The sequence below is a fragment of the Providencia sp. CIM-Carb-044 genome (genome assembly GCF_033901115.1).
Lineage (GTDB): Bacteria > Pseudomonadota > Gammaproteobacteria > Enterobacterales > Enterobacteriaceae > Providencia > Providencia hangzhouensis.
This window is the reverse complement of sequence record NZ_JAXADV010000011.1, coordinates 38,664-53,672: the sequence shown is the minus strand read 5'-3', so window position 1 is coordinate 53,672 and position 15,009 is coordinate 38,664. Positions and strand designations below refer to the sequence as shown.

General features: G+C 40.3%; 16 protein-coding genes. 6 read left to right on the top strand and 10 right to left on the bottom strand.

What is annotated here, in order from left to right; translation table 11 throughout:
- Positions 1 to 97 precede the first annotated feature (97 nt).
- A complete protein-coding gene (gene greA, locus SJ312_RS18180) occupies positions 98 to 574 on the bottom strand; it encodes a transcription elongation factor GreA (RefSeq protein WP_004905916.1) in 477 nt (158 codons plus the stop codon).
- Positions 575 to 819: 245 nt separating this feature from the next.
- On the opposite strand from greA, the gene dacB reads away from it, so the two are divergent.
- On the top strand, positions 820 to 2,268 hold the full coding sequence (dacB, locus tag SJ312_RS18175; RefSeq protein WP_094961653.1) for a serine-type D-Ala-D-Ala carboxypeptidase: 1,449 nt from the start codon (positions 820 to 822) through the stop codon (positions 2,266 to 2,268).
- A gap of 60 nt (positions 2,269 to 2,328) precedes the next feature.
- Here the strand turns inward: dacB and cgtA are convergent, their stop codons facing one another.
- The 3 genes from cgtA to rplU all read right to left on the bottom strand — a co-directional run bounded on the left by cgtA (position 2,329) and on the right by rplU (position 4,255).
- A complete protein-coding gene (cgtA, locus tag SJ312_RS18170; RefSeq protein ID WP_319868164.1) occupies positions 2,329 to 3,504 on the bottom strand; it encodes an Obg family GTPase CgtA in 1,176 nt (391 codons plus the stop codon).
- A 165-nt stretch (positions 3,505 to 3,669) separates the two neighbouring features.
- Positions 3,670 to 3,927, bottom strand: coding sequence for a 50S ribosomal protein L27 (gene rpmA / locus SJ312_RS18165; protein ID WP_004905922.1), 258 nt, complete (start codon positions 3,925 to 3,927; stop codon positions 3,670 to 3,672).
- Positions 3,928 to 3,946: 19 nt separating this feature from the next.
- Entirely contained in the window at positions 3,947 to 4,255 is a 309-nt protein-coding gene (gene rplU / locus SJ312_RS18160) for a 50S ribosomal protein L21 (protein WP_004905925.1), read from the bottom strand.
- Positions 4,256 to 4,589: 334 nt separating this feature from the next.
- Between rplU and ispB the strand changes: the two genes are divergently transcribed.
- Positions 4,590 to 5,561 carry an octaprenyl diphosphate synthase gene (gene ispB / locus SJ312_RS18155; protein ID WP_004905927.1) on the top strand — a complete coding sequence of 324 codons (972 nt, stop codon included), beginning with the start codon at positions 4,590 to 4,592 and terminating at the stop codon, positions 5,559 to 5,561.
- A 40-nt stretch (positions 5,562 to 5,601) separates the two neighbouring features.
- Here ispB and SJ312_RS18150 read toward each other — a convergent pair whose 3' ends face one another.
- Both SJ312_RS18150 and SJ312_RS18145 read right to left on the bottom strand, forming a co-directional pair.
- On the bottom strand, positions 5,602 to 5,964 hold the full coding sequence (locus SJ312_RS18150) for a DNA-binding protein (RefSeq protein ID WP_004905928.1): 363 nt from the start codon (positions 5,962 to 5,964) through the stop codon (positions 5,602 to 5,604).
- A 132-nt stretch (positions 5,965 to 6,096) separates the two neighbouring features.
- Positions 6,097 to 6,444, bottom strand: a complete 348-nt coding sequence (locus SJ312_RS18145; RefSeq protein ID WP_004905929.1) for a DNA-binding protein — start codon at positions 6,442 to 6,444, stop codon at positions 6,097 to 6,099.
- Between the two features lie 516 nt (positions 6,445 to 6,960).
- Between SJ312_RS18145 and SJ312_RS18140 the strand changes: the two genes are divergently transcribed.
- Positions 6,961 to 7,233: a helix-turn-helix domain-containing protein gene (locus tag SJ312_RS18140; protein ID WP_004905930.1), complete on the top strand. Its 273-nt coding sequence runs from the start codon at positions 6,961 to 6,963 to the stop codon at positions 7,231 to 7,233.
- Positions 7,234 to 7,327: 94 nt separating this feature from the next.
- On the opposite strand, the gene metC is transcribed toward SJ312_RS18140, so the two are convergent.
- Entirely contained in the window at positions 7,328 to 8,500 is a 1,173-nt protein-coding gene (gene metC / locus SJ312_RS18135; RefSeq protein WP_094961656.1) for a cystathionine beta-lyase, read from the bottom strand.
- A gap of 25 nt (positions 8,501 to 8,525) precedes the next feature.
- A complete protein-coding gene (locus SJ312_RS18130; RefSeq protein ID WP_319868180.1) occupies positions 8,526 to 9,713 on the bottom strand; it encodes an amino acid permease in 1,188 nt (395 codons plus the stop codon).
- 259 nt (positions 9,714 to 9,972) lie between these two features.
- Here SJ312_RS18130 and SJ312_RS18125 point away from each other — a divergent pair, with 259 nt between their 5' ends.
- On the top strand, positions 9,973 to 10,947 hold the full coding sequence (locus SJ312_RS18125; protein ID WP_004905935.1) for a LysR family transcriptional regulator: 975 nt from the start codon (positions 9,973 to 9,975) through the stop codon (positions 10,945 to 10,947).
- 79 nt (positions 10,948 to 11,026) lie between these two features.
- Here SJ312_RS18125 and mdh read toward each other — a convergent pair whose 3' ends face one another.
- Positions 11,027 to 11,965, bottom strand: coding sequence for a malate dehydrogenase (mdh, locus tag SJ312_RS18120; protein WP_004905937.1), 939 nt, complete (start codon positions 11,963 to 11,965; stop codon positions 11,027 to 11,029).
- A 493-nt stretch (positions 11,966 to 12,458) separates the two neighbouring features.
- Between mdh and argR the strand changes: the two genes are divergently transcribed.
- Positions 12,459 to 12,929, top strand: a complete 471-nt coding sequence (gene argR / locus SJ312_RS18115) for a transcriptional regulator ArgR (protein ID WP_004907450.1) — start codon at positions 12,459 to 12,461, stop codon at positions 12,927 to 12,929.
- A gap of 85 nt (positions 12,930 to 13,014) precedes the next feature.
- On the top strand, positions 13,015 to 13,431 hold the full coding sequence (locus SJ312_RS18110) for a DUF6122 family protein (protein WP_036958784.1): 417 nt from the start codon (positions 13,015 to 13,017) through the stop codon (positions 13,429 to 13,431).
- Positions 13,432 to 13,474: 43 nt separating this feature from the next.
- Here the strand turns inward: SJ312_RS18110 and mpl are convergent, their stop codons facing one another.
- Positions 13,475 to 14,857 (bottom strand): UDP-N-acetylmuramate:L-alanyl-gamma-D-glutamyl-meso-diaminopimelate ligase, encoded by a 1,383-nt coding sequence (gene mpl, locus SJ312_RS18105; RefSeq protein WP_110591052.1) that lies wholly within the window; start codon positions 14,855 to 14,857, stop codon positions 13,475 to 13,477.
- Positions 14,858 to 15,009: the final 152 nt, after the last annotated feature.

Here is a 15,009-nt window from a genome sequence, read left to right as displayed (position 1 = left end):
ATGCCATTGAAAGCATGTTTTATATGATGAAAAAGGCCGCCTGCGGCCTTTTTCTTTAAATCAGGGAAATAATATAACCAATTCAGGGAAATAGGAATCAGATATACTCAACTTTAAGAATTTCGAACTCGACATCACCACCTGGGGTTTTAATCGAGACCGCATCATCAACTTCTTTACCCACTAAACCGCGTGCTATCGGTGAGTTCACAGAAATCAGATTGATCTTAATATCTGCTTCATCATCACCAACAATACGATACGTTAGCTCTTCGTCAGTATCAACATTCAATACTGTCACAGTCGCGCCAAAGATAACACGACCGTTATTGACCATTTTAGTTACATCAATCACTTGAGCGTGAGAAAGTTTCCCTTCGATTTCTTGAATACGGCCCTCACAGAAACCTTGTTGCTCACGTGCTGCATGATATTCTGCATTTTCTTTTAAGTCACCGTGCTCACGCGCTTCTGCAATAGATGCAATAATTTCTGGGCGACGGACAGATTTAAGGAATTCTAGCTCTTCTCTTAGCTTATCCGCACCAAGTACCGTCATCGGGATCTGTTTCATTAATAAATACCTCGGTTCAATCCTATCTAAAAACAAGTATCTTCCTGATTTTGTAACAACAGTACACCGAACACCTGCGTAAAACCGGGGGTGTTCTAGTAAAAAAACGCAATCAGACTTATGTACTCATTTATCTTATCATAATGTACGCTATTTTAACTGAGACTTAATAACGGGTCACCGTTTACTTTCTTGGGCATTACACTTTAGTATGTATTATATGTCCACCCTAATGCGTGAAATATATGTCATTATTAACTTTAACCAGAAAATGGATAATCTCTTTAGGAATTACCTTAGCTAGTACGCAAGTTTTTGCGATTCCTATTGATGAATACAAACAATATTTACCTGATGGCACTAACCTTGCTCTGGTCGCGCAAAAAGTGGGAAGTAGCACCCCATTAATTGATTATAATGCACAGCAAATGGCATTACCTGCAAGTACACAAAAGGTTGTGACCGCTCTTGCTGCCCTATTGCAACTGGGGCCAGATTACCGTTTTGTCACCAATTTTGAAACTGATGCAAAACTTAGCAACAACACACTGACGGGTGATTTAGTGATCCGCTTCAGTGGTGACCCGACATTAACCCGCCAACAAATTCGCAATATGGCTAATGCATTAAAGCAGCTTGGGATCCATAAAGTTGACGGCGATCTCGTCGTTGATATTTCTGCTTTTACTAGCCATGACAAAGCACCGGGATGGGTTTGGAATGATATGACCCAATGCTTTAGTGCGCCACCCGCTGCGGCTATCATTGACCGTAACTGTTTTTCAGTTTCTCTTTACCCTGCTGAAAAAGCAGGAGATTTTGCATTCATTAAGGCGGCTAGTTTTTACCCTGTCAATATGTTCAGCGAAGTCAAAACATTAGCTAAAGGTTCCCCTGAAGCGCGCTATTGCGAACTTGATGTCGTTCCTGGTGAACTGAACCGCTACACCCTAACAGGTTGTTTAACTCAACGCAGCGAGCCCTTGCCACTTGCCTTTGCGGTACAAAATGGAGCGAGTTACTCCGGAGCAATTGTCAAAAATGAGTTAACCACCGCGGGTATTGAGCTAACTGGCCATGTGAAAAAACGCACATTTCCTGCGGCTCAATCACAAGTATTAGTCAAAACCGAATCTAAGCCGCTACATGACTTGTTAAAAGTGATGCTCAAAAAATCCGATAATATGATAGCGGATACCGTTTTTCGTACCATTGGGCGTGAATATTATGGTGTTCCGGGAACTTGGCGTTCAGGATCCGATGCGGTAAGACAAGTACTGAAGCAAAAAGCGGGGATCGACCTTGGCAATACCGTGATGGTAGATGGATCGGGATTATCTCGCCATAATTTAATCACCCCAGCAACCATGATGGAGATCTTGCAGTTTATCGCTAAAAATGATCAACAACTCGATTTTATTTCTATGCTTCCACTTGCCGGCCATGATGGCACTTTGCGTTACCGTGGTGGTTTTGATGAGGCGGGTGTTAATGGAAAAGTTTCCGCCAAAACGGGAGCATTACAAGGGGTTTATAATCTCGCTGGTTTTATCACAACCGCCAGTGGTCAACGTGTGGCTTTTGTGCAATTTATCTCTGCTTATGCGGTACCACAGAGCCAGCAACGTACTCGTCGAGTACCATTAGTGCGATTTGAAAGCCGTTTGTATAAAGATCTGTATCAGAAAAACTGATCATACGCGATTTAGACAGTAAAAAGGCGCTTTCGCGCCTTTTTACATTTCTAAGATAAACTATTTTTGATAAATAATTTCGACACCTTCGTCGTCATCTTCATCCCAATCGTCATCCCAGTCATCATCAAAATCTTCAGTACCAGAAAGTTGTTCTTTGTGATAATCATCCCACATGAATTCAACTTTTTCAGGTTGCTGTGTATCTTCAGTCGTTGCCATATCACGCGGTTGAGTATTCATAAATTCCATGATATCCCAACACAGTGCTTTCACACCTTCGTGGTTAACTGCTGAAATCATATAGAATTTATCTTCCCAGCCCATCGCTTTGGCAATTTCTGCTGCGCGCTGTGCTGATTCCTCTTCACCTAAGATATCAATCTTATTGAAGACTAACCAACGTGGTTTTGCTGCCAGCTTTTCACTGTATTTTTCTAACTCACTGATGATGATCTTCGCATTTTCGACAGGATCAGACTCATCAATAGGGCAAATATCAATCAAGTGAAGTAAGACACGACAACGTTCTAAGTGTTTCAGGAATTGGATCCCAAGGCCTGCACCTTCCGCTGCGCCTTCGATCAACCCTGGAATATCCGCAACCACAAAGCTTTGTTCGTTATCCATACGCACGACACCCAAGCTTGGGACTAAAGTGGTAAATGGATAATCAGCAACTTTTGGTTTTGCTGCTGACACTGAACGAATAAAGGTAGATTTACCTGCATTCGGCATACCAAGCATACCAACATCTGCTAACAGCATTAGTTCTAACAGTATTTCGCGAGTTTCCCCTTTTGTCCCCATGGTACGTTGACGTGGAGCACGATTCACTGAAGATTTAAAACGGGTATTTCCAAGCCCATGGAAGCCGCCTTTAGCGACCATATGACGTTGATCATGAAGAGTCATATCACAAAGTACTTCATTGGTCCCTAAATCGCGTACACGCGTTCCTACAGGCACTTTAACTGTGATATCTTGACCCCGTTTACCTGTACATTCACGGCTTTGGCCATTCTGGCCGCGCTCTGCACGAAAGGATTTTTCAAAACGATAGTCGATTAGCGTGTTGAGGTTTTCGTCTGCTTGTAAGTAAACGTCCCCACCATCGCCACCGTCACCACCGTCCGGTCCCCCTTTAGGGATGTATTTTTCACGGCGGAAGCTGACACAACCATTGCCACCATCTCCTGCCACGACCAATATTTTGGCTTCATCTACAAATTTCATAATTCTCTCTCCGCTTCTGAGCCGCATAACGCTGGATGGCTGTTCTACTCAGAGATGGTGCATCTTTAATACGTGTGTAGTTCATTAAAGATCAAATATCTGAATATAAAAAGCCCCGCAAAAGGTTTTTGCAGGGCTTTAATTCTGAATTAAAGGTCAGAAAACTTATTCAGCTTCGATGCTGATAAATTTACGATTGTTTGGACCTTTAACTTCAAATTTAACTTTACCGTCCGCTAATGCGAACAGAGTGTGGTCACGGCCACAACCTACGTTGTTACCTGCGTGGAACTTAGTACCACGTTGACGAACGATGATGCTACCTGCTAATACAGCTTCACCACCAAAACGTTTAACACCTAAACGTTTTGCTTCTGAGTCACGACCGTTACGAGTCGAACCACCAGCCTTTTTGTGTGCCATTAATCTGCTCTCCTAAATCTTAAGCGATGACAGTGATCTTAACATCAGTGAACCACTGACGATGACCCTGTTGTTTACGGCTATGTTTACGACGACGGAATTTGACGATTTTAACTTTTTCGCCACGACCGTGTGCAACCACTTCCGCTTTCACTTTAACGCCTTCAACGACAGGAGCGCCGATTTGGATCTCATCGCCATTAGCAACCATCAGAACTTGATCAAATTCAACAGTTTCACCTGTTGCGATGTCCAGCTTTTCTAGGCGGACAGTTTGACCTTCGCTAACTCGGTGTTGTTTACCACCACTTTGGAAAACCGCGTACATATTAACTCCGCTTTCCGCGTACTCGCTAAATATTTCAATTCCAGAGCACGCTATAAAATATTCACAATAGGGCGCGAATTCTACGCAAAAAAGCAGCAGAACACAAGCCAATAATGCGGTTAGATGACAAAAAATACGACTTTTTTCTCAATAACCGTTTTTGAACGTTGATTTTGTCCCTATTCACTCAATTGTTACTTATTTAAACATTTTTTGCATCACACCTGATAATCTTATAATTAATAATGTTATGCTAGAAAGATAACTGTTCTATCGGTCTCCCAACTTTTTATTTCGGGAATGAACCAAAAACTAATAATATGAATAAATTAAGATGAATTTAGAATCTATTATTGAACTGACAACTGAGGATATGTCAGCGGTAAACGAAGCCATCCTCAGTCAATTGAATTCAGATGTTGCGCTAATTAACCAGCTTGGTTATTACATCGTCAGTGGTGGCGGTAAAAGGATCCGGCCTATGATCGCAGTGCTTGCTGGTCGATCCTTAGGTTACTCGGGTCATAAACATACCCAAGTTGCTGCATTGATCGAGTTCATTCATACAGCAACTTTGCTGCATGATGACGTCGTTGATGAGTCCGATATGCGTCGCGGAAAGCAAACTGCAAATGCTGTTTTTGGTAATGCCGCGAGTGTCTTAGTTGGTGATTTTATTTACACTCGATCATTCCAGATGATGACGGATCTCGATTCAATGCGGGTGCTAAAACTGATGTCTGAAGCGACGAATGTGATCGCTGAAGGGGAGGTTTTGCAATTGATGAACTGCAACGATCCTAACATTACTGAAGAAAACTATATGCAAGTGATCTACAGTAAAACCGCACGCCTTTTTGAAGCAGCAGCCCATGCATCTGCGATTTTAGCCAATGCGACACCAGAGCAAGAAAAAGCACTACAAGATTATGGCCGTTATATTGGGACAGCTTTTCAGTTAATTGACGATCTACTCGATTATGATGCAGACAATGCTCAGCTGGGGAAAAATACGGGGGATGATTTAGATGAAGGTAAGCCTACACTTCCCCTACTTCACGCGATGCAAAATGGTAATGAAGAAGAGTCAGCATTGATCCGCCAAGCGATTGAACAAGGTAATGGGCGTCATCTGTTAGATACTGTTCTTGCAACTATGAAACGCTGTGGTTCCCTTGAATATACTTATGCAAGAGCCCAAGAAGAAGCACAAAAAGCGATTGATGCCTTAAACATAATTGAAGATTCAATTTATAAAGATGCATTGATCGGCTTAGCTTATATCGCAATCCAACGCCATTCTTAGTCACTAGAAAAGGCAAAACAGGTCAAGAAAAGGGGAAACGCTATTTTTCCCCTTTGTCTTCTTCATCGATTTGCGCAAGCAGTGACGACAAACCATAACGCAGGATATATTTCACTATTTTATTGCGCTCAGACTCTGTCAATTGATAATACGCTTCTGACCAGATCTGTAATGCATCTGTTCTTTGACTTTGGTAAGTTACCGAAGGCTCATGCAGGCTAAGTTGCCCTTGGATTTCCCCCGGTAAGCTTTCATAATAATACTCAACAGCCTTACCTTGCACCCCTCTTTTACGGCGGTTTTTCCAGCCTTCTCGTCTTGCCATTAGGTTAATTCCCTGGGGTGATGTCGGGAGTCCTTCTAACCCAGCTAATTCTTTGGCAGTGAACCACAATTTTTTCATTTTTCACTTCACACTTATATTATGAAACCTGCTGTTGCAGCTTTACTAAAATGTCATCTGTTAAAAAATTTTTTAAATTCAATATAATATTATTTTTATATATTAATTATTTACACCTTAAGTAATTGTAAATTATTTATTATTAATTAAATCAATTAGTGCTAATGTGCCTTCACGCATAATAAATGTCAGGATAGTGTCTCGTTCATCATTAGAAAGCTGGTTATAAGCTTCCTGCCAAATAAAGGCATTATCATTTCGTTTTACTTGATAAGGAGATGAAGTTTCGTTAGCAAACTGCCCCTCAAAAATATCGATAGGTAAAGAACTAATATGGTACTCCAACGCTTTGCCTTGAATACCTCGCCTTTTACGGCTTACCCAGTTTTCACGCCTTGCCATTGCATTAATACCTTGAGTTGTCATGGGAAGCCCTTGTAACCCAAGCAGCTCTTTTGCCGTTAGCCATTCCTTGTACATGCTGACCCTCCTAGTCATGATGACAATTTAATTCTCAGTTGTTGAAAACAATCTATATTTTCTCAAAACCTCATTAACTCATTCGTTTTATTTATGCCTATAAATAATAATATACAAATTATATTTGTTATTAGCATTCTAATTTCTTTTAATAACAGACAATTAAATAATTTACTCACTAATAATTTAACTAATTTTATTAACTAATCTAGATATATTACGAGTACGAGTAAAAAGTAGCATTAAATATGCCATTTCTATCCCTAACTAGAAAGAGTTAGTTTTAACATCAAAGTTTTATCCTAATTCACAGTTATTCATTCTGACTTTCTATTTAATTTCATAAAAACCACGATAGTTTCATAAAATGAATTTTTAAGAAAAAATCAGAAATTATTTTGGGAAATTTCTGTTATTTTATTTCCAATAACTAAACGGATGTACTGAATGTATCATAATTTTCGGTTACTCGTACCACTAACTCTACATGATTCTAAGTGAAAAAAGGACTAAAAAATGATTTTACGGAAGTCGGACTGGCACCCTGCAGATATCATTGCAGCTTTACGTAAGCGTGGGACAACTCTTGCCGCAATTTCGCGCGAGGCAGGACTAAGCTCTTCAACGTTAGCAAATGCACTATCACGCCCTTGGCCTAAAGGGGAATGGATTATTGCCAATTTCTTAGCGATCCACCCCGCTGAAATTTGGCCAAGTCGTTATTATGACCCAATTACAGGGGATTTATTAGAAAGAAAAGTCAGAGTAAAAACACCAGCAGAAGATTAAAAATTGAATTGATATAATTATAACGCCGTGAATAATAAATCAATTTATTCACGGCATTATCCTTAGATGGCTCTCCAATAAAGAACGGTCTTGTTTATTTCATCCGAGAAAAACCGTCAGCGAGATCTTGTTTTAAGTCATCTAAATTTTCTAAGCCAATCTGCAGTCGTAATGTCGGTCCACCAGGGTTCCAATTAGTCACAGTTCGATATTCAGCACAATTAAATGGAATAATTAAGCTTTCAAAACCGCCCCATGAATACCCCATACCAAAAATTGATAAACCATCCAGCATTTTTGCAATATCTGTTTGGGTATATTTAGGGTCAAGTACAATGGAAAACAGCCCCGATGAACCAGTAAAATCCCGCTTCCAAATTTCATGGCCTGGGCAATCAGCAAATGCAGGATGTAAAATACGAATCACTTCGGTTCGTTCTTGCAGCCAATGTGCAATATTTAAAGCTCTTTCTTGAGCTTCTTTTAAGCGAATAGGTAAGGTTCGCAAACCCCGCAATGCAAGAAAACAGTCCTCTGCTCCCGGCAACATGGCCATGTAATCATAAGTTTCACGTAGTTTCGGCCACCACGCTTGATTCGCCGAGACAATTCCCATTAGCAAATCAGAATGGCCGCCTAAATATTTGGTGCCTGCTTCCAGCGAGATATCACAACCCAGTTCATGAGCTTTAAAAAATAAAGGTGTCGCCCATGTATTATCAATAATCGTCGCAATGTCATGGCGTTTTGCAACCTCAACAATTGCAGGCACATCTTGAATTTCAAAACTTTGAGAACCTGGAGATTCTAAAAAAATTGTGCTGGTATTTGGCGTTACCAGTTTTTCAATGTCAGCACCAATCATCGGGTCATAATAGGTTGTGATGATCCCCATTTTATCCAACAGACCATGACAAAACTTACGTGTTGGCCGATAAACACTATCAGGCATTAATAAATGATCACCTGTTTTCAATGTTGTCAGCAATGCCAACACAATCGCGCCTAAACCAGATGGTGAAAGCACCGTCCCTTCGGCTCCAGCAAGAGCGGACCAAGCTTGCTCCAATTGCTTAATTGTTGGCGTGCCCGCTGTACCATAATTAAATTCCGCCCTATCATTGATTAAGGCATCAACAGTTGGAAATACGACCGTCGAACCACGATAAACGGGAGCATTTACAAAACCAGCTTGCTTAGCAGGGTCTCTCCCTAGCTGGGTGACTTGTGTATCAACATGAAATTCAGATACCGCTTTTTTCTTCATGAGATCCTCTCAACAACATCATTATTTATTCGAAAAATTTAAAGAATGGAGATAGGCATAACAGCACACCAAAGAAAATGATGAACCACACTGTTGGGCCTTTAAATTTGTGTAATGCCGGAACTTTGTAAACCAGATAGCAAGGAATTAAGCAAGAAACGATACCAAATAATGGGCCGCCAAGTTGCATGAAAAACAGAATAGAAAACCGTGTTGAAACCCAAAACCACAGTGCAATGATAACGCCTAAGCATACCCCATAATGTAGCACTGTTTGGTTAATGCGTTCTTCAGGAATAAATCGACTCAATAGATTGACAACAATGCCTTTGATTGCTTCTTGGAAGCCTAAATAAATTCCTAAGAATGCCGTCAAGATTGCAAAAATATTGAGTAATGCGGTCATCACTTTCACTATTGACCCAGGTATCACTTGAGCAGCAATCGCTAATGCTGAAATATTTTGTTCAAAGGCCGATACGGCTTGCTCATGGCTAATTGAGAAAGTAAAAGAAAAAGCAAAAAACAAGACTGCAACGGCGAGAATAATATACGCAACACGGTTAGCGCGTATTGCTCGGTATGTCGCGATACGCTTATTACTTTCTATTTTACGATACGCAATGTTCATGGGGCTCAATATTTGCACAAACAATATAGAAAATAAGGTAAATGGTAGTGTTAAAAAAACATCTCTCATAAATGGGAGAAAATCAGGAAATGCTGTGATATTGGCAAAATTCCAATATGGAACCATCACTATACCAAGCAGTACGATAATACCGAATTTTACAATAACCATTGGACCAGAGACTTTAAACAGTAACCGCTCCCCTTGTGCAGCAATTGCGACTAATACTGAAATAATAATCAACCCATACCAAACAGAATCAGATAATAGCCCTTCCGTCAATCCAAACGTTTTAATGTAAGAAGCACTATCGAAGGTGACCGCCAGCGAGTAAGAGAACATTCCATGCAATAACATCAAAAAATAGGCAATCCCTAATGCTATCCCCCAGTTTTTACCTAAATATTGTGTAATAACACTGGCGTAGTCATTACATTCTTCAGATTCAGATAATGTTCTGAGATATAAATTTTGTAGCCAATAAATTGCTGGATAAGAAAGTATTGTTGCAGCAATAAAGACCCAAATACCTTTGATACCAATTTGCACAGGCATAAAAACAATCCCTGAACCAATTGCCATACCAATGCATAAAATAACCCAACCAACATCATATTTTGTAAAGGGGATCTTTTTTGTATTAATCGGATTATCTGCACTTGCCTGAATACTATTAGACATAGTCTATTCCTCAACGTTATAGATTTAATTATTAAAAAAGTTAGGAACAACAATATTGTGTAGAAGCTACATTTTTTTTAAAACTGGAGTGGCATGAGTAAACTGCGATAAATTCACAATTATAGTATGCTGGAATAAACGGGTTTAATAGGGCATGACAATGCTAATAAATAAAAACACTTTTGCGTTTAAAGCAAAAATTGACAGCTACGCGATTTTTCGGCATTTAGAGTTATTCATCAAAATCGTCGAGTGTAATAGCTTCAGCCTGGCTGCAAAGAAGCTGAATGTAACACCATCATCAGTTAGTCGAGGCCTTCAACAACTCGAAGATCAATTGGGGGTTGTACTCCTAAAGCGCACAACGCGAAATTTTATTTTAACAGACGCAGGGCGCTATTTATTGCAACGATCGCAAAACTTATTGGCCGATCTCGATGACTCACTGGTCAATACCGCCAGCTTCTATCAACATGCTCAAGGTCAATTAAAAATTACCTGTTCTATTGCATTTGGAGTTTGTCATTTAATGCAAATATACAGTGAATACCGAGAAACCAATCCTAAAGTGAGTTTGTCTGTTGACCTTAATGACGAACTTATTAATTTAAATGAAGTTGATTTCGATATTGCATTACGAATTACCAGCCACCCACCTGAAAACTTTGCATTACGGAAAATTTGTAATATTAATTGGGTATACTGTGGAAGCCGTACTTATTTCGAACGATATGGTATTCCTCAATCCCCTGCCGATATTGCATCACACAATTGTTTAATTAATCCAAATATTCCTGACACCTGGCGCATGACGGATAAAGACGGTAGCGCATATCCTCTAGAAATTAATAATATGATTGAGGTAAATAGTAGTTTAGGGTTATTAGAGGCAGCACGCTGCCATCAAGGTATCGTTTGTTTACCTACTTATATGCTAGGCAATTATATTGAAAACGGAGAGTTGCTCCCTGTCTTATTGGATTATGACCCTAAATCCACCCCATTTGCCCTATATGCTTTATACCACCCAGCCCATACACACTCACCTAAAATCAGGACATTTATTGATTTTTTAGTAGAGAAAATACCATCAGATCCGCATTGGGACCATTGGATGCGACAGCATGCTTCATGATGACTTACCCAATAAAAAAGGTTGAGTTCTAAACGAAACTCAACCCTTCACATTCACTATTAGGAAAAATTAATTGGCATTAGCCATTAATGAATTTTTCACCTAATTCGATATCTGCTTTTAATACATCTAGCATGTCTTTCAGTGCTTTCTCTTCAAATGCGCTTAATTTACCGATTGGTAAGTGCTTTTCGATACCGTTTTTGCCTAAAACAACTGGTTGTGCGAAGAAGCGAGCGTGTTCACCATCACCTTCAGTGTAAACACATTCAACTACATTGCTTTCGCCTTGGAGACCACGAATTAAAGATAAACCTAAACGTGCGGCTGCTTGGCCCATAGATAAAGTTGCAGACCCGCCACCGGCTTTCGCTTCAACGACTTCTGTACCTGCGTTTTGAATACGTTTGGTTAACGCGGCAACTTCCTCATCAGTGAAACTAACACCTTCAATTTGAGATAACAATGGCAGAATAGTCACACCTGAGTGGCCGCCAATCACAGGCACTTCAAGGTCATTAACATTTTTGCCTTTCAGCTCAGCAACAAACGTATTAGAACGAATGATATCTAACGTCGTCACACCGAATAAACGGTTTTTATCGTATACTCCTGCTTTTTTCAGGACTTCCGCAGCGATAGCAACGGTGGTATTCACTGGGTTAGTGATAATACCAATCAATGCTTTAGGGCAGGTTTCAGCAATTTGTTGGATCAGATTACGGACGATACCCGCATTGATGTTAAATAAGTCAGAACGATCCATACCTGGTTTACGTGCAACACCCGCAGAAATAAGAACAATGTCAGCACCTTTCAATGCTGGTTTTGCATCTTCGCCGGCAAAGCCTGTCACTTTAACATCAGTTGGGATATGGCTTAGGTCAGCAGCAACACCTGGAGTAACTGGTGCGATGTCGTAGAGGGAGAGTTCTGAACCTGCTGGGAGCTGGTTTTTGAGAAGAAGGGCGAGAGCCTGACCGATACCACCTGCTGCACCTAGGACTGCAACTTTCATTCTGAAACTCCTTAATTTGTACTTTAAAAAGATATCACTTTATTTGTTATACACTTAACACATTACGTATAAAAAACAATTTGTTAACAGATAGAGAGAGAGTTTAACGCAAGAGAACTTGTTTATTAATTGCCAGTATTCTAAACAAATTCCTTATCTGTTAATGAGATAACGGGCACTTTTTTAACAAATAGTTTTTCAGGGTATTGCATTTCGCACAATAAGTTGTTTTTAGTGTATATTATTCAATCAAAAATATTTTTATTAACAATAAATTTACAGCAGACATCTGAAAAATTCATTGTTCTATTATGCTAATTTTTCATTCCCACAATTTACGATAAATAAATACTTCTGACTATCAGCTCGAAACAAGCTTATCTAACTTTAAGTTATTCACTGGTTATAAAATCATCATAACGCAATTTTGTTGCATAAAAATGCACTTTTACGGATAATACAACTTGGTTCAATGCAAAAGAATGGGTTAATTATGCGCACTCCGTCTAAACAAGAAGACTTGGTTAAGGCTTTTAAAGCCCTACTTAAAGAAGAAAAATTTAGCTCGCAAGCTGAGATCGTCACAGCTTTGCAAGAAGAAGGCTTCGAAAATATTAACCAATCAAAAATTTCCAGAATGCTTACCAAATTTGGTGCAGTTCGCACCCGTAATGCAAAAATGGAAATGGTATATTGCCTGCCTACAGAGCCTGGTGTCCCTACCGCTACCAGTCCACTCAAAAACTTGGTTTTGGATATAGACTATAACCCTTCTGTTGTCGTGATCAGAACTAGCCCTGGAGCTGCACAGCTTATTGCACGTTTGTTAGATTCATTAGGCAAAGCAGAAGGGATTTTAGGTAGTATTGCTGGTGATGATACTATCTTCTCAACACCGGCAAATAATTTCACCACAAAAGAACTGTATGAAGCGATTCTAGCGTTATTTGAACAAGAGCTTTAATCTATTGATATACATTAGCTTAAGAGGGAAATTGATTTCCCTCTTATTGTTTTTGTCTGTTTCTATTCTATTTTGAGACATCATTTTGCTATTTGATATTTTCCGTAACTTCATACACTACGGCTTTCACTTCCTAATGCCAATTGCCTTTGGTTACCTATTTTGGCGAAAAAATTGGAAACTAGCGGCCCTGATTATGATTGCCACGATGGCTATCGACTTAGATCATCTGCTAGCTGATCCGATTTTCGACCCAGAGCGCTGTGGCATTGGTTTCCACCCACTCCATTCCTTTTGGGCTGCAGTTGTCTATGTCGTATTATTATTCATGCCATCATGGAAGCTTAAAGCCATTGCTGTTGGTTGTTTATTCCACCTTTTTACTGATTCAGTAGATTGTTATATGGGAAGTTTAAAAAAAGAAATGAATAGTCCAATAACATTAAGTCTCGTCACAGAACAGTGCCCATTGGGTATGCCAAACATAAAAAAACCCCAGTAATCATAAGAATCACTGGGGTTATCAAATAGCTAGCTAAGAGAATTTAATCATCTCGCTCTGTTTCTGCTTTCGCTTTCAAACCTGCGAGCAATTTGCCATGAATGCCACTAAAGCCACCGTTGCTCATCACCAAAATATGATCGCCCGGTTGTGCGGTTTCAATAATCATATTGGTGAATGCCTCAATATCTGCACTCCAACGCGCGGGTTGGACGCATTTTTCAGCGATGTCTGTCACCATCCAAGGGATATTGGCGGGTTGGAAAAGAAACACTTCATCTGCACGGCCAAGCGCAGGCGCAATATCATTTTTATTGATACCCATTTTCATCGTATTCGAGCGAGGTTCGAGCACCGCAAGAATACGTGAAGTTCCGCCAACTTTGCTGCGAAGTGCTTCTAACGTCGCCAAAATAGCGGTTGGATGATGTGCGAAGTCATCGTAAACACTGACACCATTTTCAACGCCTCGTAGCTCAAGACGACGACGTGCATTGATAAAGCTATTCAAGGCGAGACAAGCTTCTTTTACTGGAACGCCCACATGGTGAGCCGCTGCAATCGCCATCAATGCATTTTGGATATTATGGTTACCCACTTGTGACCAAGTGACTTCTCCAACTTTTTCTTGTTGGTAATACACCGCAAAATGGCTGCCATCGTGGCTGAGCTTCTCAGCTTGCCATCCGCCATGCTCCCCACCCACCAGCTCTTGTTCACTCCAACAGCCCATTCCAATCACTTGTTTTAAATGATTGTCGTTGTCCGGTGTGAAAATTTTGCCACTGGCGGGCACAATACGTACAAGATGATGGAACTGTTTTTGAATCGCTTCGAGGTTTTCAAAGATATCCGCATGGTCGAATTCAAGGTTGTTCAATACCAAGGTTTTCGGGCTGTAATGAACAAATTTAGAACGTTTATCGAAGAATGCACAGTCATATTCATCAGCTTCGATGACAAAAAACGGGCTTTCACCAATCTTAGCGGAGACATCAAAGTTACCTGGGACACCACCAATTAGAAAACCTGGCTTGTAACCGCAGTCTTCTAAGATCCACGCAAGCATCCCCGCGGTGGTCGTTTTACCATGGGTCCCCGCCACAGCCAGTACCCAACGTTCCGGTAACACATAGTCATGGAGCCACTGTGGGCCAGAAGTATACGGCAAACCTCTTTCTAATACGGCTTCAACACAAGGGTTTCCACGCGTCATTGCATTACCAATCACCACCATATCCGGTATTGGGTCAAGCTGAGCCGGATCATACCCCTGAATAAGCTCAATCCCTTGATTTTCAAGCAATGTGCTCATCGGTGGATACACATTGGCATCCGAACCCGTCACTTTATGTCCTAAAGAACGAGCCAATATTGCTAAGCTTCCCATAAAGGTACCGCATATACCTAAAATATGTATGTGCATTCTTTTTCATCCAATTAGCATGAGGTTGGTCACTATTCTACCCATCAAAAACAGGTTTATAAATGCATTAACCTATTAATCTTTTTTTTATTTAGTTAAACTCTTCCCGCGCGAGGGTAAATGCCCCGCAAAACCTCTGTCAATTTTATTCA